Annotated in this window: 17 protein-coding genes; 9 read left to right on the top strand and 8 right to left on the bottom strand. The window is 61.1% G+C overall.

What is annotated here, in order from left to right; all coding sequences use genetic code 11:
- Positions 1-3: 3 nt before the first annotated feature.
- Positions 4-774, top strand: coding sequence for a ParA family protein (locus tag HU730_RS11035; protein ID WP_034125599.1), 771 nt, complete (start codon positions 4-6; stop codon positions 772-774).
- Between the two features lie 204 nt (positions 775-978).
- Here HU730_RS11035 and trxC read toward each other — a convergent pair whose 3' ends face one another.
- Entirely contained in the window at positions 979-1,413 is a 435-nt protein-coding gene (gene trxC, locus HU730_RS11030) for a thioredoxin TrxC (protein ID WP_186526769.1), read from the bottom strand.
- A gap of 217 nt (positions 1,414-1,630) precedes the next feature.
- Here trxC and HU730_RS11025 point away from each other — a divergent pair, with 217 nt between their 5' ends.
- Both HU730_RS11025 and HU730_RS11020 read left to right on the top strand, forming a co-directional pair.
- A complete protein-coding gene (locus tag HU730_RS11025) occupies positions 1,631-1,927 on the top strand; it encodes a type II toxin-antitoxin system HigB family toxin (protein ID WP_003187960.1) in 297 nt (98 codons plus the stop codon).
- Entirely contained in the window at positions 1,924-2,325 is a 402-nt protein-coding gene (locus HU730_RS11020; RefSeq protein WP_034125602.1) for a transcriptional regulator, read from the top strand. The genes HU730_RS11025 and HU730_RS11020 overlap by 4 nt, the downstream gene beginning before the upstream one ends.
- A 4-nt stretch (positions 2,326-2,329) precedes the next feature.
- On the opposite strand, the gene HU730_RS11015 is transcribed toward HU730_RS11020, so the two are convergent.
- The 4 genes from HU730_RS11015 to HU730_RS11000 all read right to left on the bottom strand — a co-directional run bounded on the left by HU730_RS11015 (position 2,330) and on the right by HU730_RS11000 (position 10,885).
- Positions 2,330-3,793 carry a protein adenylyltransferase SelO gene (locus HU730_RS11015; RefSeq protein WP_186526770.1) on the bottom strand — a complete coding sequence of 488 codons (1,464 nt, stop codon included), beginning with the start codon at positions 3,791-3,793 and terminating at the stop codon, positions 2,330-2,332.
- 48 nt (positions 3,794-3,841) lie between these two features.
- A complete protein-coding gene (gene mscK / locus HU730_RS11010; protein WP_034125604.1) occupies positions 3,842-7,225 on the bottom strand; it encodes a mechanosensitive channel MscK in 3,384 nt (1,127 codons plus the stop codon).
- 49 nt (positions 7,226-7,274) lie between these two features.
- The gene (locus HU730_RS11005) at positions 7,275-9,017 is read right to left on the bottom strand and encodes a potassium/proton antiporter (RefSeq protein ID WP_003187967.1); all 1,743 of its coding nucleotides are present in this window, start codon (positions 9,015-9,017) and stop codon (positions 7,275-7,277) included.
- Positions 9,018-9,259: 242 nt separating this feature from the next.
- On the bottom strand, positions 9,260-10,885 hold the full coding sequence (locus HU730_RS11000; protein ID WP_034125606.1) for a methyl-accepting chemotaxis protein: 1,626 nt from the start codon (positions 10,883-10,885) through the stop codon (positions 9,260-9,262).
- Between the two features lie 277 nt (positions 10,886-11,162).
- On the opposite strand from HU730_RS11000, the gene HU730_RS10995 reads away from it, so the two are divergent.
- Both HU730_RS10995 and HU730_RS10990 read left to right on the top strand, forming a co-directional pair.
- On the top strand, positions 11,163-11,393 hold the full coding sequence (locus tag HU730_RS10995) for a hypothetical protein (protein ID WP_003187970.1): 231 nt from the start codon (positions 11,163-11,165) through the stop codon (positions 11,391-11,393).
- Positions 11,390-11,683: a cell division protein ZapA gene (locus tag HU730_RS10990; protein ID WP_003187971.1), complete on the top strand. Its 294-nt coding sequence runs from the start codon at positions 11,390-11,392 to the stop codon at positions 11,681-11,683. The genes HU730_RS10995 and HU730_RS10990 overlap by 4 nt, the downstream gene beginning before the upstream one ends.
- Before the next feature lie 271 nt (positions 11,684-11,954).
- Here the strand turns inward: HU730_RS10990 and HU730_RS10985 are convergent, their stop codons facing one another.
- Complete coding sequence (locus HU730_RS10985; protein ID WP_186526771.1) at positions 11,955-13,757, bottom strand: acyl-CoA dehydrogenase; 1,803 nt, start codon at positions 13,755-13,757, stop codon at positions 11,955-11,957.
- A gap of 231 nt (positions 13,758-13,988) precedes the next feature.
- Positions 13,989-17,942, bottom strand: a complete 3,954-nt coding sequence (putA, locus tag HU730_RS10980; RefSeq protein WP_054896231.1) for a trifunctional transcriptional regulator/proline dehydrogenase/L-glutamate gamma-semialdehyde dehydrogenase — start codon at positions 17,940-17,942, stop codon at positions 13,989-13,991.
- Positions 17,943-18,403: 461 nt separating this feature from the next.
- On the opposite strand from putA, the gene putP reads away from it, so the two are divergent.
- From putP to rlmJ, 4 genes are all read left to right on the top strand, one after another.
- On the top strand, positions 18,404-19,888 hold the full coding sequence (gene putP, locus HU730_RS10975) for a sodium/proline symporter PutP (protein WP_034125609.1): 1,485 nt from the start codon (positions 18,404-18,406) through the stop codon (positions 19,886-19,888).
- Between the two features lie 217 nt (positions 19,889-20,105).
- Positions 20,106-22,127 (top strand): type VI secretion system tip protein VgrG, encoded by a 2,022-nt coding sequence (locus HU730_RS10970; protein WP_186526772.1) that lies wholly within the window; start codon positions 20,106-20,108, stop codon positions 22,125-22,127.
- On the top strand, positions 22,127-22,852 hold the full coding sequence (locus tag HU730_RS10965) for a DUF4123 domain-containing protein (RefSeq protein ID WP_057975419.1): 726 nt from the start codon (positions 22,127-22,129) through the stop codon (positions 22,850-22,852). Before HU730_RS10970 ends, HU730_RS10965 begins: the two co-directional genes overlap by 1 nt.
- A gap of 97 nt (positions 22,853-22,949) precedes the next feature.
- On the top strand, positions 22,950-23,786 hold the full coding sequence (gene rlmJ / locus HU730_RS10960) for a 23S rRNA (adenine(2030)-N(6))-methyltransferase RlmJ (protein ID WP_032893901.1): 837 nt from the start codon (positions 22,950-22,952) through the stop codon (positions 23,784-23,786).
- A gap of 127 nt (positions 23,787-23,913) precedes the next feature.
- Here the strand turns inward: rlmJ and msrA are convergent, their stop codons facing one another.
- Positions 23,914-24,561, bottom strand: a complete 648-nt coding sequence (gene msrA / locus HU730_RS10955; RefSeq protein WP_186526773.1) for a peptide-methionine (S)-S-oxide reductase MsrA — start codon at positions 24,559-24,561, stop codon at positions 23,914-23,916.
- Between the last annotated feature and the right edge of the window lie 31 nt (positions 24,562-24,592).

The following is a 24,592-nucleotide window of genomic DNA, read 5'->3' as shown; positions in this document are numbered from 1 at the left end:
TCCATGCGGCGCGTGGTGTTCAATCAAAAAGGCGGTGTGGGCAAGTCCAGCATCGCCTGCAACCTGGCGGCGGTCAGCGCCAGCGAAGGTTATCGAACCCTGTTGGTGGACCTCGATGCACAGGCCAACTCAACTCAGTACCTCACCGGGCTGACGGGCGACGACATCCCCATGGGAATCGCGGATTTTTTCAAGCAAACCCTGTCGACGGGGCCGTTTTCGAAGAAAAACAGGGTAGATATCTACGAAACCCCGTTCGATAACCTGCATGTGATCACCGCCACCCCGGAACTGGCCGACCTGCAGCCCAAGCTTGAGGCCAAGCACAAGATCAACAAGTTGCGAAAGCTGCTGGATGAACTGAGCGAAGATTACGACCGAATCTACCTGGATACGCCTCCAGCGCTGAATTTTTACGCGGTTTCAGCGCTGATTGCCGCCGATCGCGTACTGATCCCTTTCGATTGCGACAGCTTTTCCCGCCAGGCCCTGTATGGCCTGCTGGCTGAGATCGAAGAATTGAAGGACGACCATAACGAAGGCCTGGAAGTGGAAGGCATCGTGGTCAACCAATTCCAGGCACGGGCGAGCCTGCCGCAACAGATTCTCGATGAGTTGATTGCCGAAGGGCTCCCGGTACTGCCGGTGTACCTGGCCAGCTCCGTGCGTATGCGCGAGTCGCACCAGGAGAGCAAGCCGCTGATCCACCTGGACCCACGGCATAAGCTGACGCAGCAGTTTGTGGACCTGCATAACCTGCTGGAAAACGCCTGACCCAACAGGCAACACCGAACACTGTGGGAGCTGGCTTGCCGGTTACGGCCTGACAGCCCACGCTGATCGAGATGAGGCACCGCGATCCAAATGTGGGAGCTGGCTTGCCTGCGAAGATATCGACTCGATGTGCCTGAATCACCGAGTCGCCTGAATCGCAGGCAAGCCAGCTCCCACATTGACCGAGTTGATTGAGGGGGATGTTTACACCCCCTGGCTGCTCAACCAACTCATCAACTGAGGCAACGAGAATGCCCCGCTCTGGCGCGCCACTTCGCGGCCGTTCTTGAACAGAATCAAACTGGGAATCGAGCGAATCCCCAACTGCGCCGACAGCTGCTGGTTAGCCTCGCTGTCCAGCTTCGCCAGCCGGCACTTGCCTTCCAACTGCCCGGCTGCCTGTTCGAATACCGGCGCAAACGACTTGCACGGCCCGCACCAGTCGGCCCACACATCGACCAGCAGCGGCAGGTCGCCCTTGATCTGGTTGGCATAGTCACCCTGTTTCAAATCAAAGGGTTTGTTCAGCAACACCGACTGCTTGCAGCGCCCGCACTTGGGCGCATCACCCAGGCGTTCGCCGGGGATGCGGTTGAGGCCGTTGCAATGAGGGCAGGGGATGACAAGAGGTTCGGACATCGGAGGCTCCTGGGGTTTGGCCAGTTGGGTATTTGGTGTCGAGACAGAGGTTTATCAAGGATATAGATACTTATTCGCTAACATTTTCGTCCTCGCCAGCGTGAACGGTGTGGCTAGGCTTTTTGTTGTGCACCACCGGTCTGTTTGCGGCTATAGCAAATTGCGATAGTTCGAATTCAGGTTTAACCTTCATAGCAAGATGCTATAAGGACGTTGCATGCGAGTCATCAGTGAAAGCAGGATCTGGGAAGCAAAAGGAAAATGGCCGCGCTCTGCAACAGCTCTGGATCAGTGGTATCGCGTGATCAAGCGCAACGCCCCCAAGGACTTTGCCGCAATGAAAGCCATGTTTCCCGCTACCGACAAGGTAGGTGAATTTCATGTATTTGATATTGGCGGTAACAAGCTGAGGTTGATTGCGTCGGTGCAGTATCGAATGCAGCGCGTTTACATCAAACACCTGCTTGACCACCGTGATTATGAGAAAAACAAATGGAAGGAAAAAATCAGATGAGCGCACTTATGCGAGTGGCGGCAGAGCACTGGCAGTTCGTTTCGCCTGTGCTGCGCAAGCCGGAAAACGAGGCAGACTACGACGCATTGGTATGCGGTTTGGATGAGCTATTGAGTCTGGTGGGTGAAGACGAGGATAGCCCGCTGATGAGCCTGGTCGACATTCTGAGCGACTGGATCGAAGCTTATGATCGTGAGCATCGCCCAATGCCCGTCGCCAGCGGGGTCGATGTGCTGCGCTACATGATGCGCGAGCACAATCTTACCCAGAGTGACCTTCCTGGCGTTGGGGCGCAATCGGTTGTCTCGGAGATACTGAGCGGAAAACGCCAGCTCAACGTGCGCCAGATTCGTTGGCTGGCCGAGCGTTTCGGTGTGTCGGTGGAGACCTTTATCTAAGGGGTCACGACGAACAACTAATCTCCAAATGCTTACCCCAATCCGGCGGCCGTTGCGCGTACTGCTCCATGCCCGCTTGTTCCTCAAACGGCCTGGTCAGCACGTCATGCAGCCGCCGCACTTCGCTGTAGTCGCCTGATTCGGCGGCGGCGATGGCGTTTTGGGCCAAGTAGTTGCGCAGGATGTACAGCGGGTTGACCGCGTGCATGCGCTCACGGCGCTGTTCCTGGGTGTAATCCCCATCCCGTGCAACACGGGCCTTGTACCGCTCGGCCCAGGCATCAAACCCGGCCATGTCGACAAAGTCATCACGCAACCGCGCCACGGCTAACGTCGCCGATTCGTCGCCCAGGCGGCGGAAGAACAGCGTGTAGTCCACACCGCTGTTCTGCATCAGCTTGAGCAAACCCTCCACCAGCGTCTGGTCGTCTTCTTCGGCGGTGGTCAGCCCCAGCCGGCGGCGCATCAGGTCCAGGTAGTGCGCTTGATACAGCGGCAGGTACAGGCCGAGGGCTTCCTTCAGTGCCTCAACGCTGATGAATGGCGTGAGCGCCTGGGCCAAGGCGCTGAGGTTCCACTGCCCGATCGGCACCTGGTTGCTGAAGGAGTAGCGGCCTTCATGGTCGGAGTGGTTGCAGATGAAGTGCGCGTCAAAATCATCGAGAAACGCGAAGGGTCCGAAGTCGAAGGTAATGCCCAGGATCGACATGTTGTCGGTGTTCATCACGCCGTGGCAAAAACCATAAGCCTGCCATTTGGCGATCATTTCGGCGTTGCGCTCGACGATTTCGCGGAACATCGCCAGGTAAGGCTCGGGTTGCTCGCGGCATTCGAGGTAGTGCAGGTTCAGCACGTGCTCGGCGAGTTCGGCCTGCTGCTCAGGCTTCTTGGTGTAGTAGAAATATTCGAAGTGCCCGAAGCGAATATGGCTGTGGGCCAGGCGTAAAACCATCGCCCCGCGTTCCTGTTTCTCCCGCCATACCGGCGTGCTGGAACCGATCACGCACAGGGCGCGGCTGGTGGGGATGCCTAGCGCATGCAGGGCCTCGGAGGCGAGGAATTCACGAATCGAAGAGCGCAACACGGCACGCCCGTCGCCCATGCGCGAGTAAGGCGTCATCCCGGCGCCCTTGAGGTGTAAATCCCAATGCTCGCCGGCCTCGTTATAGACCTCGCCCAGCAATAACCCGCGGCCATCGCCCAACTGCGGGGTGTAGCCGCCGAATTGATGCCCGGAATACACCATCGCCCGTGGTTCTGCCTCGGCCCACAGCTTGTGGCCGCCGAACAGCTCGGCAAATACCGGGGTTTCGGCCACGGCCGGGTCGAGGTCGAGCAGGGCCATGGCGGCCTTGCTCGCGACGACCAAGCGCGGCTCGTCGAGGGGCTCGGGCAGTACGTGGGTCGAGAATGCGTCGCCCAGGCGTGCGAAGCGGTTGTCGAAGGTCAGTTCGTCGAGGGCTTTCACCGGCCATCTCCAGCAGAATGTCCGAGCATTCTGCTGGGGATAGGGCGTTTAGTCGAGTTTGCTGGGTGGCGGCTCTGGCGCATCCGCCACTTTGCCTGCGGGAGGCTCCGGGGCGTCGGGCTTGTCGATGGGCTCGGCGATGGTCTTGCGCTCGTCTTCGGCCGGCACCAATTTGTATTCCTGGCCGTGAAGATTCTTCAGGTAGATTTCCATCTGCCGGAACGAGATGTTGATGTGCTGTTTCTTGAATTCACGATTGATATAGCGGTTGACCTCGTCCAACACCGGGTTGCGGTCGCCCAGGTCGCGAACATGCATGCGCAGCTCGTGGTCGAGGGTGCTTTCGCCGAAGTTGAGGAAGTACACGTGGGGTTCCGGCTCTTTGAGTACCCGTGGGTTCTCTCGCGCCGCCTTGAGTAGCAATTCCTTCACCAGGTCCAGGTCGGAGCCGTAGTCCACGCCGAGTTTGAGGGTCACCCGAGTGATGGTGTCGGTCAGCGACCAGTTGATCAGTTGCCCGGTGATGAAGGTCTTGTTGGGGACGATGATGTCCTTGTTGTCGAAGTCGGTGATGGTGGTGGCACGAATGCGGATCTTGCTTACCGTACCCGACAGGTTGCCGATGGTAATGGTGTCGCCGATGCGCACCGGGCGTTCGAACAAAATCATGATGCCGGAGATGAAGTTGGCGAAGATCTCCTGCATGCCGAAACCCAGGCCCACCGACAGCGCGGCCACCAGCCATTGCAGTTTGTCCCAGCTCACACCGAGGGTGGAAAGGGTGGTGACAAAGCCCACGCCGGCAATGATGTAGGACAGCAAGGTGGTGGTGGCGTAGGCGCTGCCTTGGGCCAAGTCCAGCTTGGACAGCACCAGCACTTCCAGCAGGCCGGGCAGGTTGCGCGCCAGGGCGAAGGTGATACCGATGATAATCGACGCGCCCAGAAGGTCGCCGATGCTGATGGGCACCATGCTGATATTCGCACCGGTACCGCTGGTGTATTCGTACAGCGTGACGTTGTCCAGGTAGGAAAATACCGAGATCAGGTCCGACCACACCCAATACAACGCCGCGATAAAGCCGCCGAGCAGGGCCAGGCGGATCAGGCGCATGGACTGTTCGTTGACCTGCTCGATGTCCAGGGTCGGCTCTTCGATCACCGCTTCGCCGTCACCGGCCTCCTTGGCTGCCTGGCGTTTGGCCAGGGCGCGGGCGTAGGCCAGGCGCCGTGCGGCAACACCCAGGCCGCGCACGAAGGTGGCTTCGATCACCAGCCAGAACATCAGCAGGTACAGGGTATTGATCAGCCGGTCGCTGAGTTTCAGCGCGGTGTAGTAATAGCCAAAGCACACGGCAATAAACAGAGCGATGGGCAGCGCGGTGAACACCACCCCGATAGCTTTGCGAAACAACGAGGCCTTTTCGTGGGTTGGGCTGTTCAGCAGCAGGCGGCCCAGCAGCCAGGCCATCAGCCCGTAGCAGGTCAGTACCACGGCGATACCCAACACGTCGTCAGCCAGCGCCGCCGGTTGATGTTCGGCAATTGCGACCACGGCCACCAACGCCAGTACCACCAGCCCGAGCTTGCGTATCCAGCCTTGCAGGAATTCGACCTGCGGCCTTTCCCAGCGAAAGTGCAGCTCCGCCACGCCGCCCGGCGCGAGGATGCGGTAGGCGGTGTAGAACACCAGCCAGGCTTGGGCGATCTGCAGCAAGGCCGCGCCCAGGTTGGCGTTTTGCCCGCGGGCGTCGATCTGCAACGCGTAGCCGCACAGCGCCAGGCCAAGGGCCACGGGCATCGCCAGCAGGATGTTGATCAGGATGGCCTGCGGCGTATGCCACTGGCTGTCGCGCTTGAAGTGGCCGATGTCCTGGTGAACCTTTTTCAGGCGCACATACAGCGCATTGCGTCGCCACAACAGCGCGCCGATCAGCAACAGCAACGGCAGGAACAGCAGTGGGCGTTGGGTCAGGCCGTCATACAGCTCACTGACGCTGGACGCCCAAGGCAGGGTGGTGACCTGTTTGCTCAGATGCGCCGGTACGGTTTCCAGCCATTCAGTGTCCAGCGGCTTGTTGCTGGGGATCCAGAACATTTGCTCGTCGAGCGTGGCCCGCAGGGTGCTGGCGGTGCTGAGCAGTTGTTTCTGGTTCAGTTGCAGGGTGATGGATTCGTTGAGCAGTGCACTCAGCTCGCGGCTCAGACGCTCCAACAGGTCGCTGCGGGTGATCGCCACTTCCAGCAAGGTGCGGCGCAGTTGCGGGGTGACCTCATCCGGTGGCTGGTTCGCCAGCAGGTTGTCCACATAGGCGCTTGGGGAACTGATCAGCTCACGCTGTTGGTTGACCTCGAACTGATACAGGCGAATGTTGGCGATGTCGTCGGCCAGGTCTTTGTCCACGGTGAGACGCGGCAGGGCCTGCTTTTGTTTATAGAGAATCTTGGACAGCAGCAGGCTGCCCTTGAGCACGTTGATCTGCTCGTCCAGGGCCGAATCGCTTTGGGTCACGGTGTCCAGTTGCTGCTTGGTCTGCAGGTTTTTCTGGGTCAGGTCGTTGAGGCGGTCGGTGCTTTTGAGCAGGTAGTCGGACAGCTTCAGGTTGTCTGCGCTTTCCTTGGCAAGGATGCTACTGCCGCCGGCTTTCTGCGCTTCGATGGACTGTTGGGTCACCGTCTGCTGGGACTGGGCCAGGCGTTTCTGGTTGATCAGGGTTTGCAGGTCCTGAATTTCTTGCTCCAGGCGTGCGGTTTTTTCCTGGATCAGGTCGTGCTGGCTGTTGCCCAGGTCTTGCAGCTGGCTGTTGCCGGCCAATTCCTGGCGGCGCAGGGGAATCAAGGCATTCAGGGCCGCCAGTTCGGCGTTGAGCTGGTTGCGCTGGTCGCCGCTGAGAGGTTTGCCATTGTCTTTGCCAAGCTTGAGCGTCGCGTTGATTTGCTGGATGCGCGTCTGGCTGCTGCTGATCTCGGTCTGGGCGCGCTCGGGGCGGGTCTGGGCGGCGATGGTCAGGCTGTTGGCGTCGGCCAGTTCTTTTTGCAGGTCGCCTTGCTGGGTGCTGCGTTGCACCAATAACTGCTCAAGCTGCGGCACCGGCAGGCTGGCGTAGCGTTGGGCCACCGGAATGATTTTGGTGGCCTTGAGGCGCGCCAGCTCACGCTGGTTCTCATTGGTCTGGCGCGGGGCCTCTTCCAGCTGGCGCTTGAGGTCGGCCAGGCGCTGCTCGTAGTCCTGCTGATTGCCCAGGTAGGTCAGGGTCTGTTGCAGGGTCGCCTGCAGCGCCTTCATGTCGGCGTCAGGCAGCTTGCGGTCGGGCAGTTTATCCAGGCTTTGCTGGACGGCTTCGGCGCTGGGCGGGTCGGCGGCGTATACGCTGCCAACACAAAGGGTCAGGCCCAGCAGGGCAGTGGCGAGAAAAGTACGCAGGGTTGGCATAGAGACCGGTCTTGCAAAGTGAAGAATCGGGGCGTCGTTGTCCCGCAGTTTAGAGGAAGAGTCCGGGGCCCGGGCGACTTCCTTCGGGGAATCTGACGCCGACTTTGCCAATCTTGTTCCCGTCCATGACGGCGACGGTCCAGATGGTGTTGTTCCACTCCACCTGGTCGCCGACTACCGGTGCACCGCCAACCTTTTGGGTAATGAAGCGGCTCAATGGCATGTCCGGGTCGATACCTTCAAGCTTGAGCCCGTACAAGGCGGAAACCGCGCCCAGCTGGGCGTCGCCTTCGAGTACGAAGTCGCCGAAGAAGCGCAAATCGAGTCCCCGTTGCGGCGCCTGGCTGAACAATTTGCCCAGGGCCGGCAGGTTGTGTTCGTGGCCGATCACACAGAGCAAATCGCCGACTTCCAGCACCGTACTACCCGACGGATGGAGCAGTTGCTGGCCACGAAACAGCGCGGCGATGCGCGTGCCTTCGGGCATTTTCAGCTCGCGCAGGGCCGCGCCGATGCACCATTTTTCGGCGCCCAGGCGGTAGACGAACAGCTCCCACTCGCTGGTAACGTGCACTTCCAGGGCCGCGCGGGAGATCGGTGCCGGGTCTGGCGGTACGGTGACTTTGAGCAATTTGGCCACCCACGGCAGGCTGGTGCCCTGCACCAACAGCGAGACCAGCACGATAAAGAATGCCAGGTTGAAGTACAGCTGCGCATGGGGCAGGCCGGCCATCAGCGGGAACACCGCGAGGATGATCGGTACCGCGCCGCGCAGGCCCACCCAGGCTATAAAGGCTTTTTCGCGACCGTGGAACGCCTTGAATGGCAGCAGGCCAACCATCACCGACAGCGGTCGGGCAAACAGGATCATCCACAGCGCCAGGCCCAGGGCGGGCACGGCGATGGGCAGCAAATCGTGAGGCGTGACCAGCAGGCCCAGCACCAAAAACATCCCGATCTGCGCCAGCCAGGCCATGCCGTCGAGCATATGCAAAATGCCATGGCGGCTGCGCACCGGGCGGTTGCCGATCACCAGCCCGCACAGGTACACGGCGAGGAAGCCGCTGCCGTGCAGGGCGTTGGTCAGGGCGAATACGAACAGGCCACCGGCGATCACCAGGATCGGGTACAGGCCGTTGGCCAGGTTGATGCGGTTGACCAGTTGCAGCATCAGCCAGCCGCCGCCCAGGCCTACCAGGCCACCGATGCCGAATTCGCGGATCAGGTGCGTGAGCAGGCTCCAGTGCAGGCCGGTCTGGCCGCTGGCGAGCATGTCGATCAGGGTGACGGTGAGGAACACCGCCATCGGATCGTTGCTGCCGGATTCGATTTCCAGGCTGGCGCTGACCCGTTCGTTGAGGCCCTTGCCGCCAAGCAGCGAGAACACCGCTGCGGCGTCCGTGGAGCCGACGATGGCACCGATCAGCAAGCCTTGGATGATGTTGAGGTTAAACAGCCAGGCCGCGGCCATCCCCGTGAGGCCGGTGGTAATCAACACCCCCACCGTGGCCAGGGACAAGGCCGGCCACAGCGCCACGCGGAAACTCGCCACCCGGGTGCGCAAACCGCCGTCGAGCAGGATCACGGCGAGGGCGAGGTTGCCCACCAGGTAGGCGGTCGGGTAGTTATCGAAAATGATGCCACCGCCATCGACACCGGCGGTCATGCCCACGGCCAGGATAATCACCAGGATGGGGATACCCAGGCGTGACGAAAGCGAACTCACCAGAATGCTCGCAGTCACCAGCAACGCGCCGATCAAGAACAGGCTGTTGATGGTCGTCGCATTCAAAGGCAGTACTCCAGGGCAGGGGGAAGACAGGACGCAAACTGACCATGCAGTCTGCGTGCCAGGGATTCTAACCTGTTGAATTGCTGCGCTGTCAAAAAGCTTTTGTGGCTGCACATCGCTCAAATGTAGGAGCTGGCTTGCCTGCGATTGCGGTGTGCCAGGCGCTATGGGCGTTAGCTGACAGATTGCTATCGCAGGCAAGCCAGCTCCCACAAGCTATGCGGTGTGAGCAAAGGCTTATGTCAGAGGCGGAACCTTCCGACCATCCCATTCAGATCCACCGCCAAGCGCGACAACTCACCGCTCGCCGCACTGGTCTGGCTAGCGCCCGTGGCCGATTGCACCGACAGGTCACGGATATTCACCAGGTTGCGGTCCACTTCCCGCGCCACCTGGGCCTGTTCTTCCGCCGCACTGGCGATCACCAGGTTGCGCTCGTTGATCTCCACAATCGCCGTGTTGATAGTGTCCAGCGACAGGCCCGCGCCTCGGGCGATGTTGAGTGTCGATTCGGCGCGCTCGGTGCTGTTGCGCATCGAATCCACCGCGTGTTCAGTGCCTGTCTGGATGCTGCCGATCATGCGCTCGATTTCGCTGGTGGACTGCTGGGTGCGATGGGCCAGCGCCCGCACTTCATCGGCCACCACGGCGAAACCACGCCCGGCTTCCCCGGCTCGAGCTGCTTCGATCGCGGCGTTCAGGGCCAGCAGGTTGGTCTGGTCAGCCAGGCCACGGATCACGTCCAGCACTTTACCGATATCCCGCGATTCATTGGCCAGGTCGCCAATCAGGGAAGCGGTGGCCTGCACGTCGGTACTCATGCGTTCGATAGCGCTAACGGTTTCCTGCACCAGGTCGCGACCGTCACCGGCAGAGGTGGTGGCATTGCGCGAGGCTTCGGAGGTGCTCACCGCGTTGCGTGCGACTTCTTCTACCGCACTGGTCATCTCGTTGACGGCAGTGGCGGCCTGTTCGATTTCGTTGTTCTGCTGGGTCAGGCCACGGGCGCTTTCGTCGGTGACCGCATTCAGCTCTTCAGCGGCAGACGCCAGCTGGGTAGCGGAGCCGGCGATACGTTGCAGGGTGTCGCGCAGTTTGTGTTGCATCTTGGCCATGGCCGCGAGCAGGCGCCCGGCTTCGTCGTTGCCGTCCACACTGATCGGGCGCGTCAGGTTGCCTTCGGCCACTTCTTCGGCGGCTTCTAGCGCCTGGGCGATGGGCAGGGTGATGCTGCGGGTCAGCAACCAGGCAAACAGCAAGGTCAGCGCCGTGGCAATCACCAGCAGGCCTACCACCAGGTCAAAGGCCATGTCGTATTGGTCTTTGGCGCGCTGGTTGGTGGCGTTGGCGTCGTCGTTATTGATATCCAGCAAGCGGGTCAAGACCGCATTGACCTGCTCGGAGTTGTCCAGCAACTCGGTGTTGAGCAGGCTGCGCAGCTCGTTGACCTGATTGGCGCGAGACAGGCTCTTCATGCGCTCTTCAATCTGGCGGTACTGGCCCAGCAAGCGGACGTACTCGTTGTAGACGTTGCGCTCTTCGGTGCTGGTGATCAGTTTTTCGTAGATGTCCTGGGCTGTGCGAATCTGCTGATTGCGCAGTTCAAAGGCTTCCAGGGTCTTTTGCTGTACATCCGGCTCGCGGTTGGTCAGCAAGCGGTACGACAGCACGCGCAGGCGCAGGGTCAGTTGGGTGAATTCATCCAGGGCGCGAATGCTGGGCACGCTGGCCGAGGTGATGTCTTCGGTGGCTGCACGAATTTTGCTCATCTGGTTCAGAGCGAACACACCGAGCAACAACATCAAGGCGCCAATAAACGCGAAGCCGAGGAAGGCCCTCGGGGCGATATTCATATTACGAAGAGACATGCTGGAGTCCTGGGGGAGGCGCTATCCATGCGGCCATGAGACGAGGTGTGCCCGCCTTATCGGCCATGCGACTAAAGTCTTAAGGGGGCGCGCGCTTTTGTCGCATCGGACCAGGGGATGGGTGAGTTCAGGAACCAGATCGGGTAAATGCAGTCACTAAGGCTCGAAAGTGCGGCCCGGCCTTGCATCATCTGGCTGCGCGGCCAGGGATAACCCTGGCATCCGAGGTGAATTTTCTTTATCGTCACCGCCCTTTTTAAAAGCCCGAGAAATCAAAATGTTAGAAGCATCCCTCAGCCAATTGGAACAACTGGTCAGCGACCTCGTACAGCAGAATCAAGAATTGCTGGGCAGCAACGAATCCCTCAAGGCCGAGTTGGCCCGCGCCAAGGACGAAAACGACAGCCTGCAACTGAACCTGATGGAACAGGAAGAAAAGCACGGCGCCACCGCCGCCCGCATCCAGGCGCTGGTTGAGCGTGTAAGTGCAGGGCCTGTCAGCGCATGAGTGAGGGCATAAAGGTCGTTTCGATTCTCGGAGAGGATTACTCGATCAAGGCACCGGCCGGCGAAGATCAGACCTTGATGCATGCCGTGACCATGCTCAAGGCCTCCCTGGCGGTTACCAAGAAAAAGTACCCGACCCTGATCGGTGACAAACTATTGGTACTGGCCGCGCTGAACCTGTGCGCCGAGCAGATTGAAATGCAACAGGCTCACCAGCAGGAACTCGACCGTTACCAAGAGCAAGTCAGCGCCACGGTCGATGTGATCTCCAAGGTGATCGGTCAGCCCTGAGGGCTAGGGGGCGCTCTCAATTAGTTTCCCCACCGCGTTGTCGCCTTAAAGCGGGCCAGGCAAGGCGCAGGCCGCTGGGAATGGTTGTTCCCTTTCCAAGGCCTGCAACGCAGCATGGCCCGCTTTAAGGCACAACCCGAAGGGCCGGGCCTGCTGCTGTGCAGGGCTGCGTTGCTCGAAGCTTATTTGGAATGACCAAACCACGCTTCTCGCGCCTTGCCCTGCACAGCAGCAGACCCGGCGCGGTGGGGAAACTAATTGAGAACGCCCCCTAGAACCACTCGTCTTGCATGCCCAGGCACGTATCGTCGCGTGCCTCCAGAATCGCCAGTTCATGATGGCAGCTCGGTACTTCCCAGGTCAGGAAGTACCGGGCGGCCTGGAGCTTGCCCTTATAAAAGGCCGCGTCAGCCGCGTCACCCTTGGCCAGCCCTTCTTCGGCGCGGATCGCCTGTTCCAGCCAGCGCCAGCCAATCACCGTGTGCCCGAACACTTTCAAGTACAGCGCCGAGTTCGCCAGGCTGCTGTTGACCTTGCCTTGGGCGAGATCGGTCAGCAGGCCAATCGTGACGCTTTGCAGCCGGTTTACCAGTTGCTCCAGAGGCTCTCGCAGTGCCGTGAGTGAAGGGTGCTTTTGCGCCCGGGCTCCGGTTTCGGCGATCAGGCGGATCAATTGCTTTAAGCCGGCGCCGCCGTTCTGCGCCAATTTGCGCCCGAGCAGGTCCAGGGACTGGATGCCGTGGGTGCCTTCATGGATGGGGTTCAGGCGGTTGTCGCGGTAGTACTGCTCCACCGGGTATTCGCGGGTGTAGCCGTGGCCGCCGAGAATCTGGATCGCCAGCTCGTTGGCCTTGAGGCAGAACTCCGACGGCCAGGATTTGACGATGGGCGTGAGCAGGTCGAGCAGTTCGTGGGCTTGCTTGCGCTCGGTGTCGGTTTGCAGGGTGGTGGTGTCGTCGAATAGCCGCGCCGCGTAGAGGCCGAGGTCAAAGGCGCCTTCCACATAGGCTTTCTGGGTCAGCAGCATGCGCTTGATGTCGGCATGCTGGATGATCGCCACCGGTGCGGTGCTCGGGTCTTTGCTATCCGGCAGGCGCCCCTGGGGCCGTTCGCGGGCGTAGTCCAGCGAGTAAAGGTAGCCGGCGTAACCGAGCATCACCGCGCCCATGCCTACGCCGATGCGTGCCTCGTTCATCATCTGGAACATGCAGCTCAGCCCCTGGTGCGGCTTGCCCACCAGGTAGCCGACACAGTTGCCGTTATCGCCAAAGTTAAGCGCCGTGGACGTGGTGCCGCGCCAGCCCATCTTGTGGAACAGCCCCGCCAGCAGCACATCGTTGCGAGCGCCCAGGCTGCCGTCATCGTTGACCAGGAACTTGGGCACGATAAACAGCGAAATGCCCTTCACGCCTGCGGGAGCGTCCGGCAATTTGGCCAGCACCATGTGCACGATGTTTTCCGACAGCGAATGGTCGCCACCGGAGATAAAGATCTTGTTGCCCTTGAGCCGATAACTGCCGTCAGCCGCGGGTTCTGCACGGGTCCGAATGTCCGACAGGGAGGAACCGGCATGGGGCTCGGTCAGGGCCATGGTGCCGAAGAAGCGCCCGTCGATCATTGGCTGCAGGAAGCGTTGTTTCTGCTCCTCGGTGCCGAAGCTCTCAATGAGGTTGGCGGCGCCCATGGTCAGGAACGGGTAGGACGTCGAGGCGGCGTTGGCCGATTGGAAGTGCGCGAAACAAGCCTGGGACAACAGGGTCGGCAGTTGCATGCCGCCTGCTTCAAAGCTACGTGCTGCGTTGAGGAAGCCGGCTTCAAGGAAGGCGTCCACGGCGGGTTTGACCTCCGGGATCAGGATCGCCTGGCCGTTTTCATAGCGTGGCTCGTTTTCGTCGTTCTTGCGGTTGTGAGGGGCGAAGTACTTTTCTGCGATGTTGCGCGCCGTGCTGATCGCGGCATCGAAGGTTTCGCGGTTGTGTTCGGTAAACCGCTCGCGCTGGGTCAGGCCCTCGGCATCGAGGACTTCGTACAGCTCGAAAGCCAGATTGCGGGAACTGAGCAGCGTCTCGGACATGGCGGCGTACCTTTGAAGGAATTGGCCTGAGTCTAAGTCCGCGAATGGATGGTGGATAGCAAGATTGATTTAAGTGATAGAAGGGCAGAACGCTGGCGAGGCATCGAGATCGTTCCCACGCTCTGCATGGGAACGCCTCTTTTGACGCTCCGCGTCACGCTTCTGGACGCAGAGCGTCCTTGAGCTGCATTCCCACGCGGAGCGTGGGAACGATCAGCCGCGTTGTATCAGTTAGCCGATGGTCATCAGGCTGGCGTTACCACCCGCTGCAGCGGTGTTGACGCTCAACGCACGCTCGATCACCAGACGCTCCAGCGCAATCGCCGTTTCGCCTTGCGACATGCCATGCACCCCAACAATCGCCCCACCGCGCTGCGCCACTTGCTGGCACACCGCACGCAGTTGGTCGGAATCACCGTGATGCAGCACAGCGTCAAACACCACGTCGTCCTTGGACCAGTCGGCCACGCGCTTGATCTTCGCCTGAATCTCTTTAGGCAGGCGTGGGAACAAGGCCTTGGTCAGCTCGGTTTCCGGCCATACCGCCGAACCACCGACGGCCAATACCGCCGCCAGTTGGGTCAGCAGGTCGCCTTCCACTTCGGCCAGGCACAGCACGTGCTCGCGCGGCAGGATGGCGTAGCTGTTGCGCTCGCCGGTCGGGCCGGCCAGTTGGCGGGTGATACCGCTCTGCGATTGGGCGGCGAACTGCGTGCACAACGCGCTCAGTTCGCTGAACTTATTGCCGTCGGCCCAGGTTTTCAGGGCGGTCAGCGATTGGCTCATGGCATCACGCAGGCGCACGTCCGGCGCGGCCAGCTTGTCGCCCCGTACGAAGGATTGCTCGATCGCATCGGTAGGACGAGTCGACAGCAAGCGGTACAGGTACAGCGGGCCACCGGCTTTGGGGCCAGTGCCGGACAGGCCTTCACCGCCGAACGGCTGCACGCCGACCACGGCGCCAACAATGTTGCGGTTGACGTAGACGTTACCGGCATTGACGTTGTCGATCACCTTGGCGATGGTCTCGTCGATGCGGGTGTGCACGCCCAGGGTCAGGCCGTAGCCGGAAGCGTTGATCTGGCCGATGAGCTGGTCGATCTCTTTGCGCTTGTAGCGCACTACGTGCAATACCGGGCCGAAGATCTCGCGTTGCAGCTCGTCGAAGCTTTCCAGCTCGATCAGGGTCGGCATCACGAAGGTGCCGCGCTTGATCTCTTCACCGTCGGCAATCGCCACCTGGTAAACGTTGCGGCCTTTGTCACGCATGGCCTGGATGTGTTTCTCGATGCCGGCCTTGGCTTCGGCGTCGATCACCGGGCCGATGTCGACCGACAGGCGTTCCGGGTTACCCAGGCGGCATTCAGCCATGGCACCCTTGAGCATTTCGACCACACGGTCTGCCGAATCTTCCTGCAGGCACAGTACGCGCAGGGCCGAGCAACGTTGACCGGCGCTGTCGAAGGCCGACGATACGACGTCGATCACCACTTGTTCGGTCAGCGCCGAGGAATCGACGATCATCGCGTTCTGGCCACCGGTTTCGGCGATCAGCGGAATCGGGCGACCCTGGGCATCCAGGCGACCGGCGACATTGCGTTGCAGCAGGCGCGCCACTTCGGTGGAGCCGGTGAACATCACGCCTTTGACGCGATCATCACCCACCAGACGGGCACCGACGCTTTCGCCCTGGCCTGGCAGCAATTGCAGCACACCTTCCGGAATGCCGGCTTCAAGCAGGATGCGTACGGCCTGGGCAGCCACCAGCGGCGTCTGCTCGGCAGGCTTGGCCAACACCGGGTTACCGGCAGCCAGCGCTGCAGCTACCTGGCCGCTGAAGATGGCGAGCGGGAAGTTCCACGGGCTGATGCACACCACCGGGCCCAATGGGCGGTGGGCGTCATTGGTGAAGTCGTTGCGCGCCTGCACTGCGTAGTAGCGCAGGAAGTCCACGGCTTCACGCACTTCGGCGATGGCGTTGGCGAAGGTCTTGCCTGCTTCGCGGGCCAGCAGGCCCATCAGCGGCTGGATCTCGCCTTCCATCAGGTCGGCGGCGCGTTCGAGGATGGCAGCGCGTTCGGCGGGCGGGGTGGCCTGCCAGATCGGTGCGGCGCTGATGGCGCACTGGATGGCGTTGTCGACGTCTTCGACGGTGGCTTCCTGTACCTGGCCGACCACATCACGCAGGTCGGACGGGTTCAGCACCGGTTGAGCCGCTTCATTGCTGGCGGCGCAACCGAGCATCGGTGCGGCTTTCCAGTTGTTGTGAGCAGTGGCGAGCAGGGCGCAGGACAGCGAGGCCAGACGATGTTCGTTGGCCAGGTCGATACCGGCCGAGTTGGCGCGGTCGCTGCCGTACAGGTCACGCGGCAAAGGGATGCGCGGGTGCGGCAGGCCGAAACCGCCTTCCTGGGTTGCCATTTGCTCGATACTGGCCACCGGGTCGGCTACCAATTCCTGGATCGAGATGGACTGGTCAGCGATACGGTTGACGAACGAGGTGTTGGCGCCGTTTTCCAGCAGGCGGCGTACCAGATAGGCCAGCAGTGTTTCGTGGGTACCAACCGGTGCGTATACACGGCACGGACGGTTCAGCTTGCCTTCGGAAACCTTGCCTACAACCTGTTCGTACAGCGGTTCACCCATGCCGTGCAGGCACTGGAACTCGTACTGGCCGGGGTAATAGTTCTGACCGGCGATGTGGTAGATAGCCGACAGGGTGTGGGCGTTGTGCGTGGCGAACTGCGGGTAGATGACTTCCGGCACCGACAGCAGTTTGCGTGCGCAGGCAATGTAGGAAACGTCGGTGTATACCTTGCGGGTGTAGACCGGGTAGCCTTCCAGGCCTTCGACCTGGGCGCGCTTGATTTCGCTGTCCCAGTACGCGCCTTTTACCAGGCGGATCATCAGGCGATGGCGGCTGCGGCGGGCCAGGTCGATGACGTAGTCGATCACATACGGGCAACGCTTCTGGTACGCCTGGATCACAAAGCCGATGCCGTTCCAGCCAGTCAATTGCGGCTCGAAGCACAGGCGCTCGAGCAGGTCCAGGGACAGCTCCAGGCGGTCGGCTTCTTCGGCGTCGATGTTCAGGCCGATGTCGTACTGCTTGGCCAGCAAAGTCAGCGACAGCAGGCGCGGGTACAGCTCATCCATCACACGCTCGTACTGCGCACGGCTGTAGCGCGGGTGCAGGGCGGAGAGTTTGATGGAGATGCCCGGGCCTTCATAGATCCCACGGCCATGGGAGGCTTTGCCGATGGAATGAATGGCTTGTTCGTACGAGGCCAGGTACTTCTGGGCGTCGTGTTCGGTGAGTGCGGCTTCACCGAGCATGTCGTAGGAATAGCGGAAGCCCTTGGCTTCGAATTTGCTCGCATTGGCCAAGGCTTCGGCGATGGTTTCGCCGGTGACGAACTGCTCGCCCATCAGGCGCATGGCCATGTCGACGCCCTTGCGGATCATCGGCTCGCCGCTCTTGCCGATGATGCGGCTCAGGGACGAGGTCAGGCCTGCTTCGTTGTGGGTGGACACCAGCTTGCCAGTCAGCAGCAGGCCCCAGGTAGCGGCGTTGACGAACAGCGATGGGCTGTTGCCCAGGTGGGGCTGCCAGTTGCCGGTGCTGATCTTGTCGCGGATCAGCGCATCGCGGGTGCCTTTGTCCGGGATACGCAGCAGCGCTTCGGCCAGGCACATCAGCGCCACGCCTTCCTGGGACGACAAGGAGAATTCTTGCAGCAGGCCCTGAACAATACCGGCACGGCCGCCGGCACTCTTCTGATTGCGCAGTTTTTCGGCAATGCTCGCGGCCAGCTTGTTGGTGGCTTCGGCCATCGGTGCCGGCAGGCGCGCCTGTTCGATCAGCATCGGTACCACTTCCGGCTCGGGGCGGCGGTAAGCGGCGGTGATTGCGGCACGCAATACCGATTGCGGCAGGATGCTCTCGGCGAACTCAAGGAAGCACTGATGGGCGTGGTCGGCCTGGACCTCGCCGGCATCATCGGCCTCCTTGGTGCTCAAGCCATTGAGCTCGGACAGGGTTGCACCACCCTCGAGTTTCTCCAGGTAATTGAAAATCGCCTGCTTGATCAGCCAGTGCGGCGTGCGATCAATGGAGGTCGCGGCGGCCTTCAGGCGTTCGCGGGTCGGGTCGTCGAGTTTGACCCCAAGGGTGGTCGTTGCCATTTTTTTATCCTCATGGGTGCCACTACCGAGTGGCATCTGCTGGCGGCAAGATTAGCTTTGCCCATCCTGAGGTGCAACCGGGTGCAACCCTTTTGTTGGTTAAATATTCGACGCTTGATCGGAAAAAAATAAACACACGACCGAATCCGCTTCGCGTTGGTGCATTTGCTTCTGAGATCGGCTGTTCTTGCTCCGAAAAGGAGCAAAAAAAGCGCGTTTGTCCTAAAACATACTTGGGTGCAACTTAAACGGCAGAAACTGGTTGCACCTTATTTGCTTTGTTGAATAGCATTCGCGCACCAAGGTGCAACCAACCCTCTGGGTGGGTTCATCGGCTGGCGGCTTTCCTGGGGAAACGCCAGTCATAAATGCGCGGCATGCAGGTTCGTCTATCCGGTTATCCACGGGTGGCCGTCCCCATGACCGTCGCTACATAAAAACAAAGCCAGGGCGTCACTCCTATGAGCGTTAGTAATCCAACCCTGATCACGTTCGTGATCTACATCGCAGCAATGGTGCTGATCGGCCTTATGGCCTATCGCTCTACCAACAACCTTTCCGATTACATCCTGGGCGGTCGCAGCCTCGGTAGCGTGGTGACAGCCTTGTCCGCCGGTGCTTCCGACATGAGCGGCTGGCTGTTGATGGGCTTGCCGGGCGCGATCTACATGTCCGGTCTGTCGGAAAGCTGGATTGCCATCGGCCTGATCGTCGGTGCCTACCTCAACTGGTTGTTCGTGGCCGGTCGCCTGCGCGTGCAGACCGAACACAACGGCGACGCCCTGACCCTGCCGGATTACTTCTCCAGCCGCTTCGAAGATAAAAGCGGCCTGCTGCGGATCATCTCCGCCGTGGTGATCCTGGTGTTCTTCACCATCTACTGCGCCTCCGGCATCGTCGCCGGCGCCCGCCTGTTCGAAAGCACCTTCGGCATGTCCTACGAGACCGCGCTGTGGGCCGGTGCTGCGGCGACTATTGCCTACACCTTCATCGGTGGTTTCCTGGCAGTCAGCTGGACCGACACCGTGCAAGCCACGCTGATGATCTTCGCGCTGATCCTCACGCCGATTATCGTGCTGCTGGCCACCGGCGGCGTAGACACCACCTTCCTGGCCATTGAAGCCAAGGACCCGACCAGCTTCGACATGCTGAAAAACACCACCTTCATCGGCGTTATCTCGTTGATGGGCTGGGGCCTGGGCTACTTCGGCCAGCCGCACATCCTCGCGCGCTTCATGGCGGCGGACTCGGTTAAGTCGATCGCCAAGGCGCGTCGCATCTCCATGACCTGGATGATCCTGTGCCTGGGCGGCACCGTGGCGGTGGGCTTCTTCGGTATCGCTTACTTCTCGGCGCACCCGGAAGTGGCAGGCCCGGTGACTGAAAACCCAGAGCGTGTGTTTATCGAGCTGGCCAAAATCCTGTTCAACCCATGGGTTGCTGGTGTGTTGCTGTCGGCCATTCTGGCGGCTGTGATGAGCACCCTGAGCTGCCAACTGCTGGTGTGCTCCAGCGCCCTGACCGAAGACTTCTACAAGGCGTTCCTGCGCAAAGGCGCTTCCCAGCTTGAGCTGGTATGGGTCGGTCGCATCATGGTGCTGGTAGTGGCCTTGATCGCCATCGCCATGGCCGCCAACCCAGAAAACCGTGTACTGGGCCTGGTCAGCTACGCCTGGGCCGGTTTCGGTGCAGCCTTCGGCCCTGTGGTACTGATCTCGGTCATCTGGAAACACATGACCCGCAATGGCGCCCTGGCCGGCATCCTGGTCGGCGCGATCACCGTGATCGTGTGGAAGCACTTCGAATTGCTGGGCCTGTACGAAATCATCCCAGGCTTCATCTTCGCCAGCCTGGCGATCTACTTCGTGAGCAAGATGGGCGCACCGACGGTGGGCATGGTCGAGCGTTTTGATGCTGCGGAAAAAGATTACAACTTGAACAAGTAATTCGCTGGGCGTTTAACGCCTACTGAACGAACAAGAAAGGCCCACGTCCGAAGGACACTGGGCCTTTTTTTGTGTGGGCTGATTGGTGCAATTGCCGTCGATGCCCGTGGGTTCCAGCGGCGCTCACGTAGGACCTTACTTATTTGCCGAGGCAGCGCTCGGCGAGGCGAACGGCTGGTGCAGAATCGACCGCCCACCCTTCGCAGAGAAACACCGGATGTTCGCTCCTGCCAACCAACCTGCATTTACCCTGGCCCTGGATGGGGCGCCGAGTGATTTCGAGGTGTTCGCGTTCGACGGCACCGAGGCCATCAGCCAGCCCTATCGTTTTGAACTTGAGTTGGTCAGCGAGCAGCCGGATATCGACCTGGAGGGCTTGCTGCATCGCCAGGTGTACTTGGGCTTCGACGATCAGGGGCATGGCGTTCACGGCCTGGTGTATCGGGTTGCCCAGGGCGACTCGGGCCGGCGCCTGACGCGCTACCAGCTCAGCCTTGCGCCGCATCTGGCGTACCTGGCACACAGCAGCCACCAGCGCATTTTTCAGCATAAGACGGTGCCGCAGATTGTTGCCCAAGTGCTGGCCGGGCAGGGGATTCACAGTGACCGCTTCGAGTTCCGGTTGAGCGGTGATTACCCTGAGCGTGAATATTGCGTGCAGTTCGGCGAGAGCGACCTGGCGTTCATCCAGCGCCTGTGTGCCGAGCTGGGGATTCACTATCACTTCCAGCATTCCCCCGCAGGGCACCTGCTGGTGTTTGGCGATGACCAGACCGTATTTGCCCAGGCAGATCAGCCCACGCCGTACCGGCCTGGTTCGGGAATGGTTGCTGCTACCACTGCGATCAAGCGCTTCACCTTGCAATTGGCGACCTGCACCACGGCGTTGAATCTTCGCGATTACGACTTTCGCAAACCCCATGTCGAGCTGGAAAGCGCAGCCGTCGACAAGTCATTGCCCAAGCTTGAAGCGCAGCACTACCCCGGCAACTTTTCCGACCGAGCCCAAGGCAGATGCCTCGCCCAGCGTGGCCTGGAGCGGTACCGCAGCGACTATCGTAGTGCCCATGGCCAGGGCGATGAGCCGGCGTTGGCCAGTGGCCGGTTTCTGCAGTTGCGTGAGCACCCCCGCGAGGACTGGAACGACCTGTGGCTGGTGACGCAGGTGCGCCATGAAGGCAAGCAGCCTCAGGTGCTGGAGGAGGCGGTCACCGAGGAGGACGGAGGGGAACTGCGCCAAGGGTATCGCAACGCATTTGTCGCCGCGCCATGGGATGCGGTGTTTCGTCCGCCCTTGCCGGAGCAGCCGCGCCCGACGGTATCGGGATATCAAAGTGCAGTGGTCACCGGCCCGGTTGACAGTGAGGTTCACTGTGACGAATACGGCCGGGTCAAGGTGCAACTGGCCTGGGATCGTGTCGGCGAGCACAACGACCATTCCAGTTGCTGGCTGCGGGTCGCCAGTGGCTGGGCCCATGACCGTTATGGCGTGGTGCTGATACCCCGGGTGGGCATGGAAGTGCTGGTGGGGTTCGTCAATGGCGACATGGATATGCCGCTGGTGGTGGGGTGCCTGCCCAACGCCGCCACGCCTGTGCCCCTCGACCTGCCCGCGGACAAGACCCGTAGTCTCTGGCGTAGCCAGAGCAGCCCTGGCGGTGGTGGCTACAACGAACTGCGTATCGAGGACCGCAAGGGCGCCGAAGAAATCTACCTGCGCGCCCAGCGGGACTGGACCCAGCATGTGCTGCATGATCAACAGGTACAGGTCGATAACCAGCGTCGCGTGCAGGTGGGCGGCGAGTCGCGCCATGAGTTGCAGGGCCAGGAGCAGCGCATCACCCACGGCAACCGTTTGACCGAGCTCAAGCAGGATGACCATCTGGTGGTTGGCGGTTCGCAGCACATGCGTGCCGGGCAAATCATTGCGCTGGGGGCCGGGCAAAGCATCATCATTGATGCGGGTGCCAGCGTGACGATCCAGGCGGGCGGGCAGTCGATCACATTGTCAGCGGGCGGGATTTTCAGCAGTGTGCCGATCCAGCTCGGCAGCGCGCCTGCCCCGACGCCGGCGCCGTTAATGCCTGGGTTGAAAGAGGCTGTATTGGCAGCGGTTCCCGCGCCGTTAAGCCGTGCACAAGTGTTCAGCCTCAAACGCAGCGCGCCGTTCTGCGAAGAATGCGAGCGCTGCAAGAACGGCCAGTGCGACATCGACGCCCATACACGGAGTGCGTCCTGATGCCCGCGCTCTTGACGCCCAATGCCTGGCTGGCGCAATACCCGTTGCAGCCTGATGAACAGCTGTACGCCGTGCTGGGCAATGCCAGCGACGCCAAGCCGCTCGCCGCCTGGCAAGCCACGGCCGCTGCAAAGATGCCGCGACCGATCTGGGCGGGCACGGCCTACGCTGACTGGGATGAGGTCATGCCCTACGTTGGCGTCGTTGAGCCGAGCAGTGCCTTTCTCGATTGGATAGCCACCACCCAAGCGTCGGATTGGGGCTGGCTGGCGGTCTCGTCCAGCCCGCTGGAGGTGGTGATCGCGCATTTTAAGGGTTTGACCCAGGTGTACCTCTCTGAAAACCAGCCGGTGTTTTTGCGTTTCTGGGATGGCGCGCACCTTTTGCCGATGTTGCAGTCATTAGGCGACGAGGCCGGGCGCGTGTTGCCAGTGTTCCAGCGCTACTTGATCAACGGCCAGCCGCTGTCGGTGGCGGCCAAACCAGTCACTGCGGCCCCAGCCAGCCCCTGGTGGCAGGTGCCGGAATCGTTGCTCAAGCATATGGCGCAGCAGTCACCGCAGGTGCTGGTCGACAACCTGCTGCAATGGCTCCAAGAGCAGCGTCCTGACCTCTATACCGCGTTTACGCCAGCAACCTTGCAGCATAAAGTCGCCTACTTCGCACGCAGGCCGCAAATCAGCCATGGTGCACTGGCTGATTACCTTGCCTCGCAGCTCAGTTGAGCCCCTGGCGATAGCGTCACTTCCGTGCCGCCCGCCATGCGGCCCTGCACCTTTGCATCGGTAGAAGGTAAACTTCGCCCCCTGCGCAGGAGCAACCATGAATTATCGTCACGCCTTTCACGCCGGCAACCATGCCGATGTCTTCAAACACCTGACCTTGACCCGCCTCATCGCCCTGATGTCGCGCAAGGAACAGCCGTTCGCCTACCTCGACACTCACGCAGGCATTGGCTTGTATGACTTGCAGGGCGACCAGGCCAACCGCACCGGTGAGTACCTGGAAGGCATCGCCCGCCTGTGGGGCGCAAGCGACCTGCCGCCGCTCACCGCCGACTACATGCGCGTGTTGCACGAGATGAACCCGGATGGCCAGTTACGCTACTACCCGGGCTCGCCGGAACTGGCGCGCCGCCTCACGCGGCCCCAGGACCGTGTGTTGCTCAACGAGAAGCACCCTGAAGATGGCGTGCTGCTCAAGGACAACATGAAGGGTGATCGCCGCGTCAAAGTGCACCTGGGCGAAGGCTGGCACGTGCCACGGGCCTTGCTGCCGGTACCGGAAAAGCGCGCGCTGATGCTGATCGACCCGCCGTTTGAAAAACTCGACGAAATGCAGCGTTGCGCCGCGTCCCTCAAGGAGGCTGTTAGCCGTATGCGCCAGACGGTGGCGGCGATCTGGTACCCGGTGAAAGACCAGCGCATGTTGCGCCGTTTCTACCAGGACCTGGCCGGTACCGGTGCGCCGAAGCTGCTGCGTGTGGAGTTGCTGGTGCATCCGCTGGACACGCCCAATACCCTCACCGGCTCGGGCCTGGCGATTGCCAACCCGCCGTGGGGCCTGGAAGAGGAATTGCGTGAGTTGCTGCCATGGTTGTCCAAGCAACTGGGCCAGACCCAGGGTGGCTGGCAGATGGATTGGCTGATCGCCGAGTAACCGATCGTTCCCGCGCTCCGCGTGGTAACGCAGCCTGTGACGCTCCGCGTCACGATGTTAAAAGCGGACGCGGAGCGTCCAGTACGGCATTCCCACGCGGAGCGTGGGAATGATCATGGCACAAGGGTCAGATCGGGCAGGTCACGCCCGTGCCGCCGATCCCGCAGTAGCCCTGGGGGTTCTTCGCCAGGTACTGCTGGTGATACGCCTCGGCGAAGTACACCGTCGGGGCCTCTTCGATTTCCGTGGTGATCTCACTCAGGCCGGCCTTGCTCAGCTCTTGCTGATACGCCTCGGCACTGGCCTTGGCTGCCGCCAGTTGCTCAGGCGTGGTGGCGTAGATCACCGAACGGTACTGGCTGCCGATGTCGTTGCCCTGGCGCATGCCCTGGGTCGGGTTGTGTAGTTCCCAGAACATTTTCAGCAGGTCTTCGTATTTCACCTTGGCCTGGTCATACACCACCAGCACCACTTCGCTATGGCCGGTCAGGCCCGAGCAGACTTCTTCATAAGTGGGGTTAGGCGTAAAGCCGCCAGCGTAGCCGACCACGGTGCTGACCACGCCGTCGCGCTGCCAGAACTTGCGTTCTGCGCCCCAGAAGCAGCCCAGGCCGAAGATCGCAAAGCCGACGTCATCCAGGAACGGGCCCAGCAGTGGGTTGCCGTTGACGAAGTGCGTTTCCGGTAACTTCATCGGGGTTTCACGACCAGGCAACGCTTGTTCTTGAGTAGGCAGCACGTTTTTGTTCACCAGAATTTCCGAGCGCAAGACCATGATCAGTCCTCTCGTCAGGTTGAGTAACAGT

The sequence above is a fragment of the Pseudomonas sp. SWRI22 genome (assembly GCF_014268395.2).
In the GTDB taxonomy this organism is placed as follows: Bacteria; Pseudomonadota; Gammaproteobacteria; order Pseudomonadales; family Pseudomonadaceae; genus Aquipseudomonas; species Aquipseudomonas paracarnis.
This window is presented reverse-complemented; position numbering and strand designations above follow the sequence as displayed.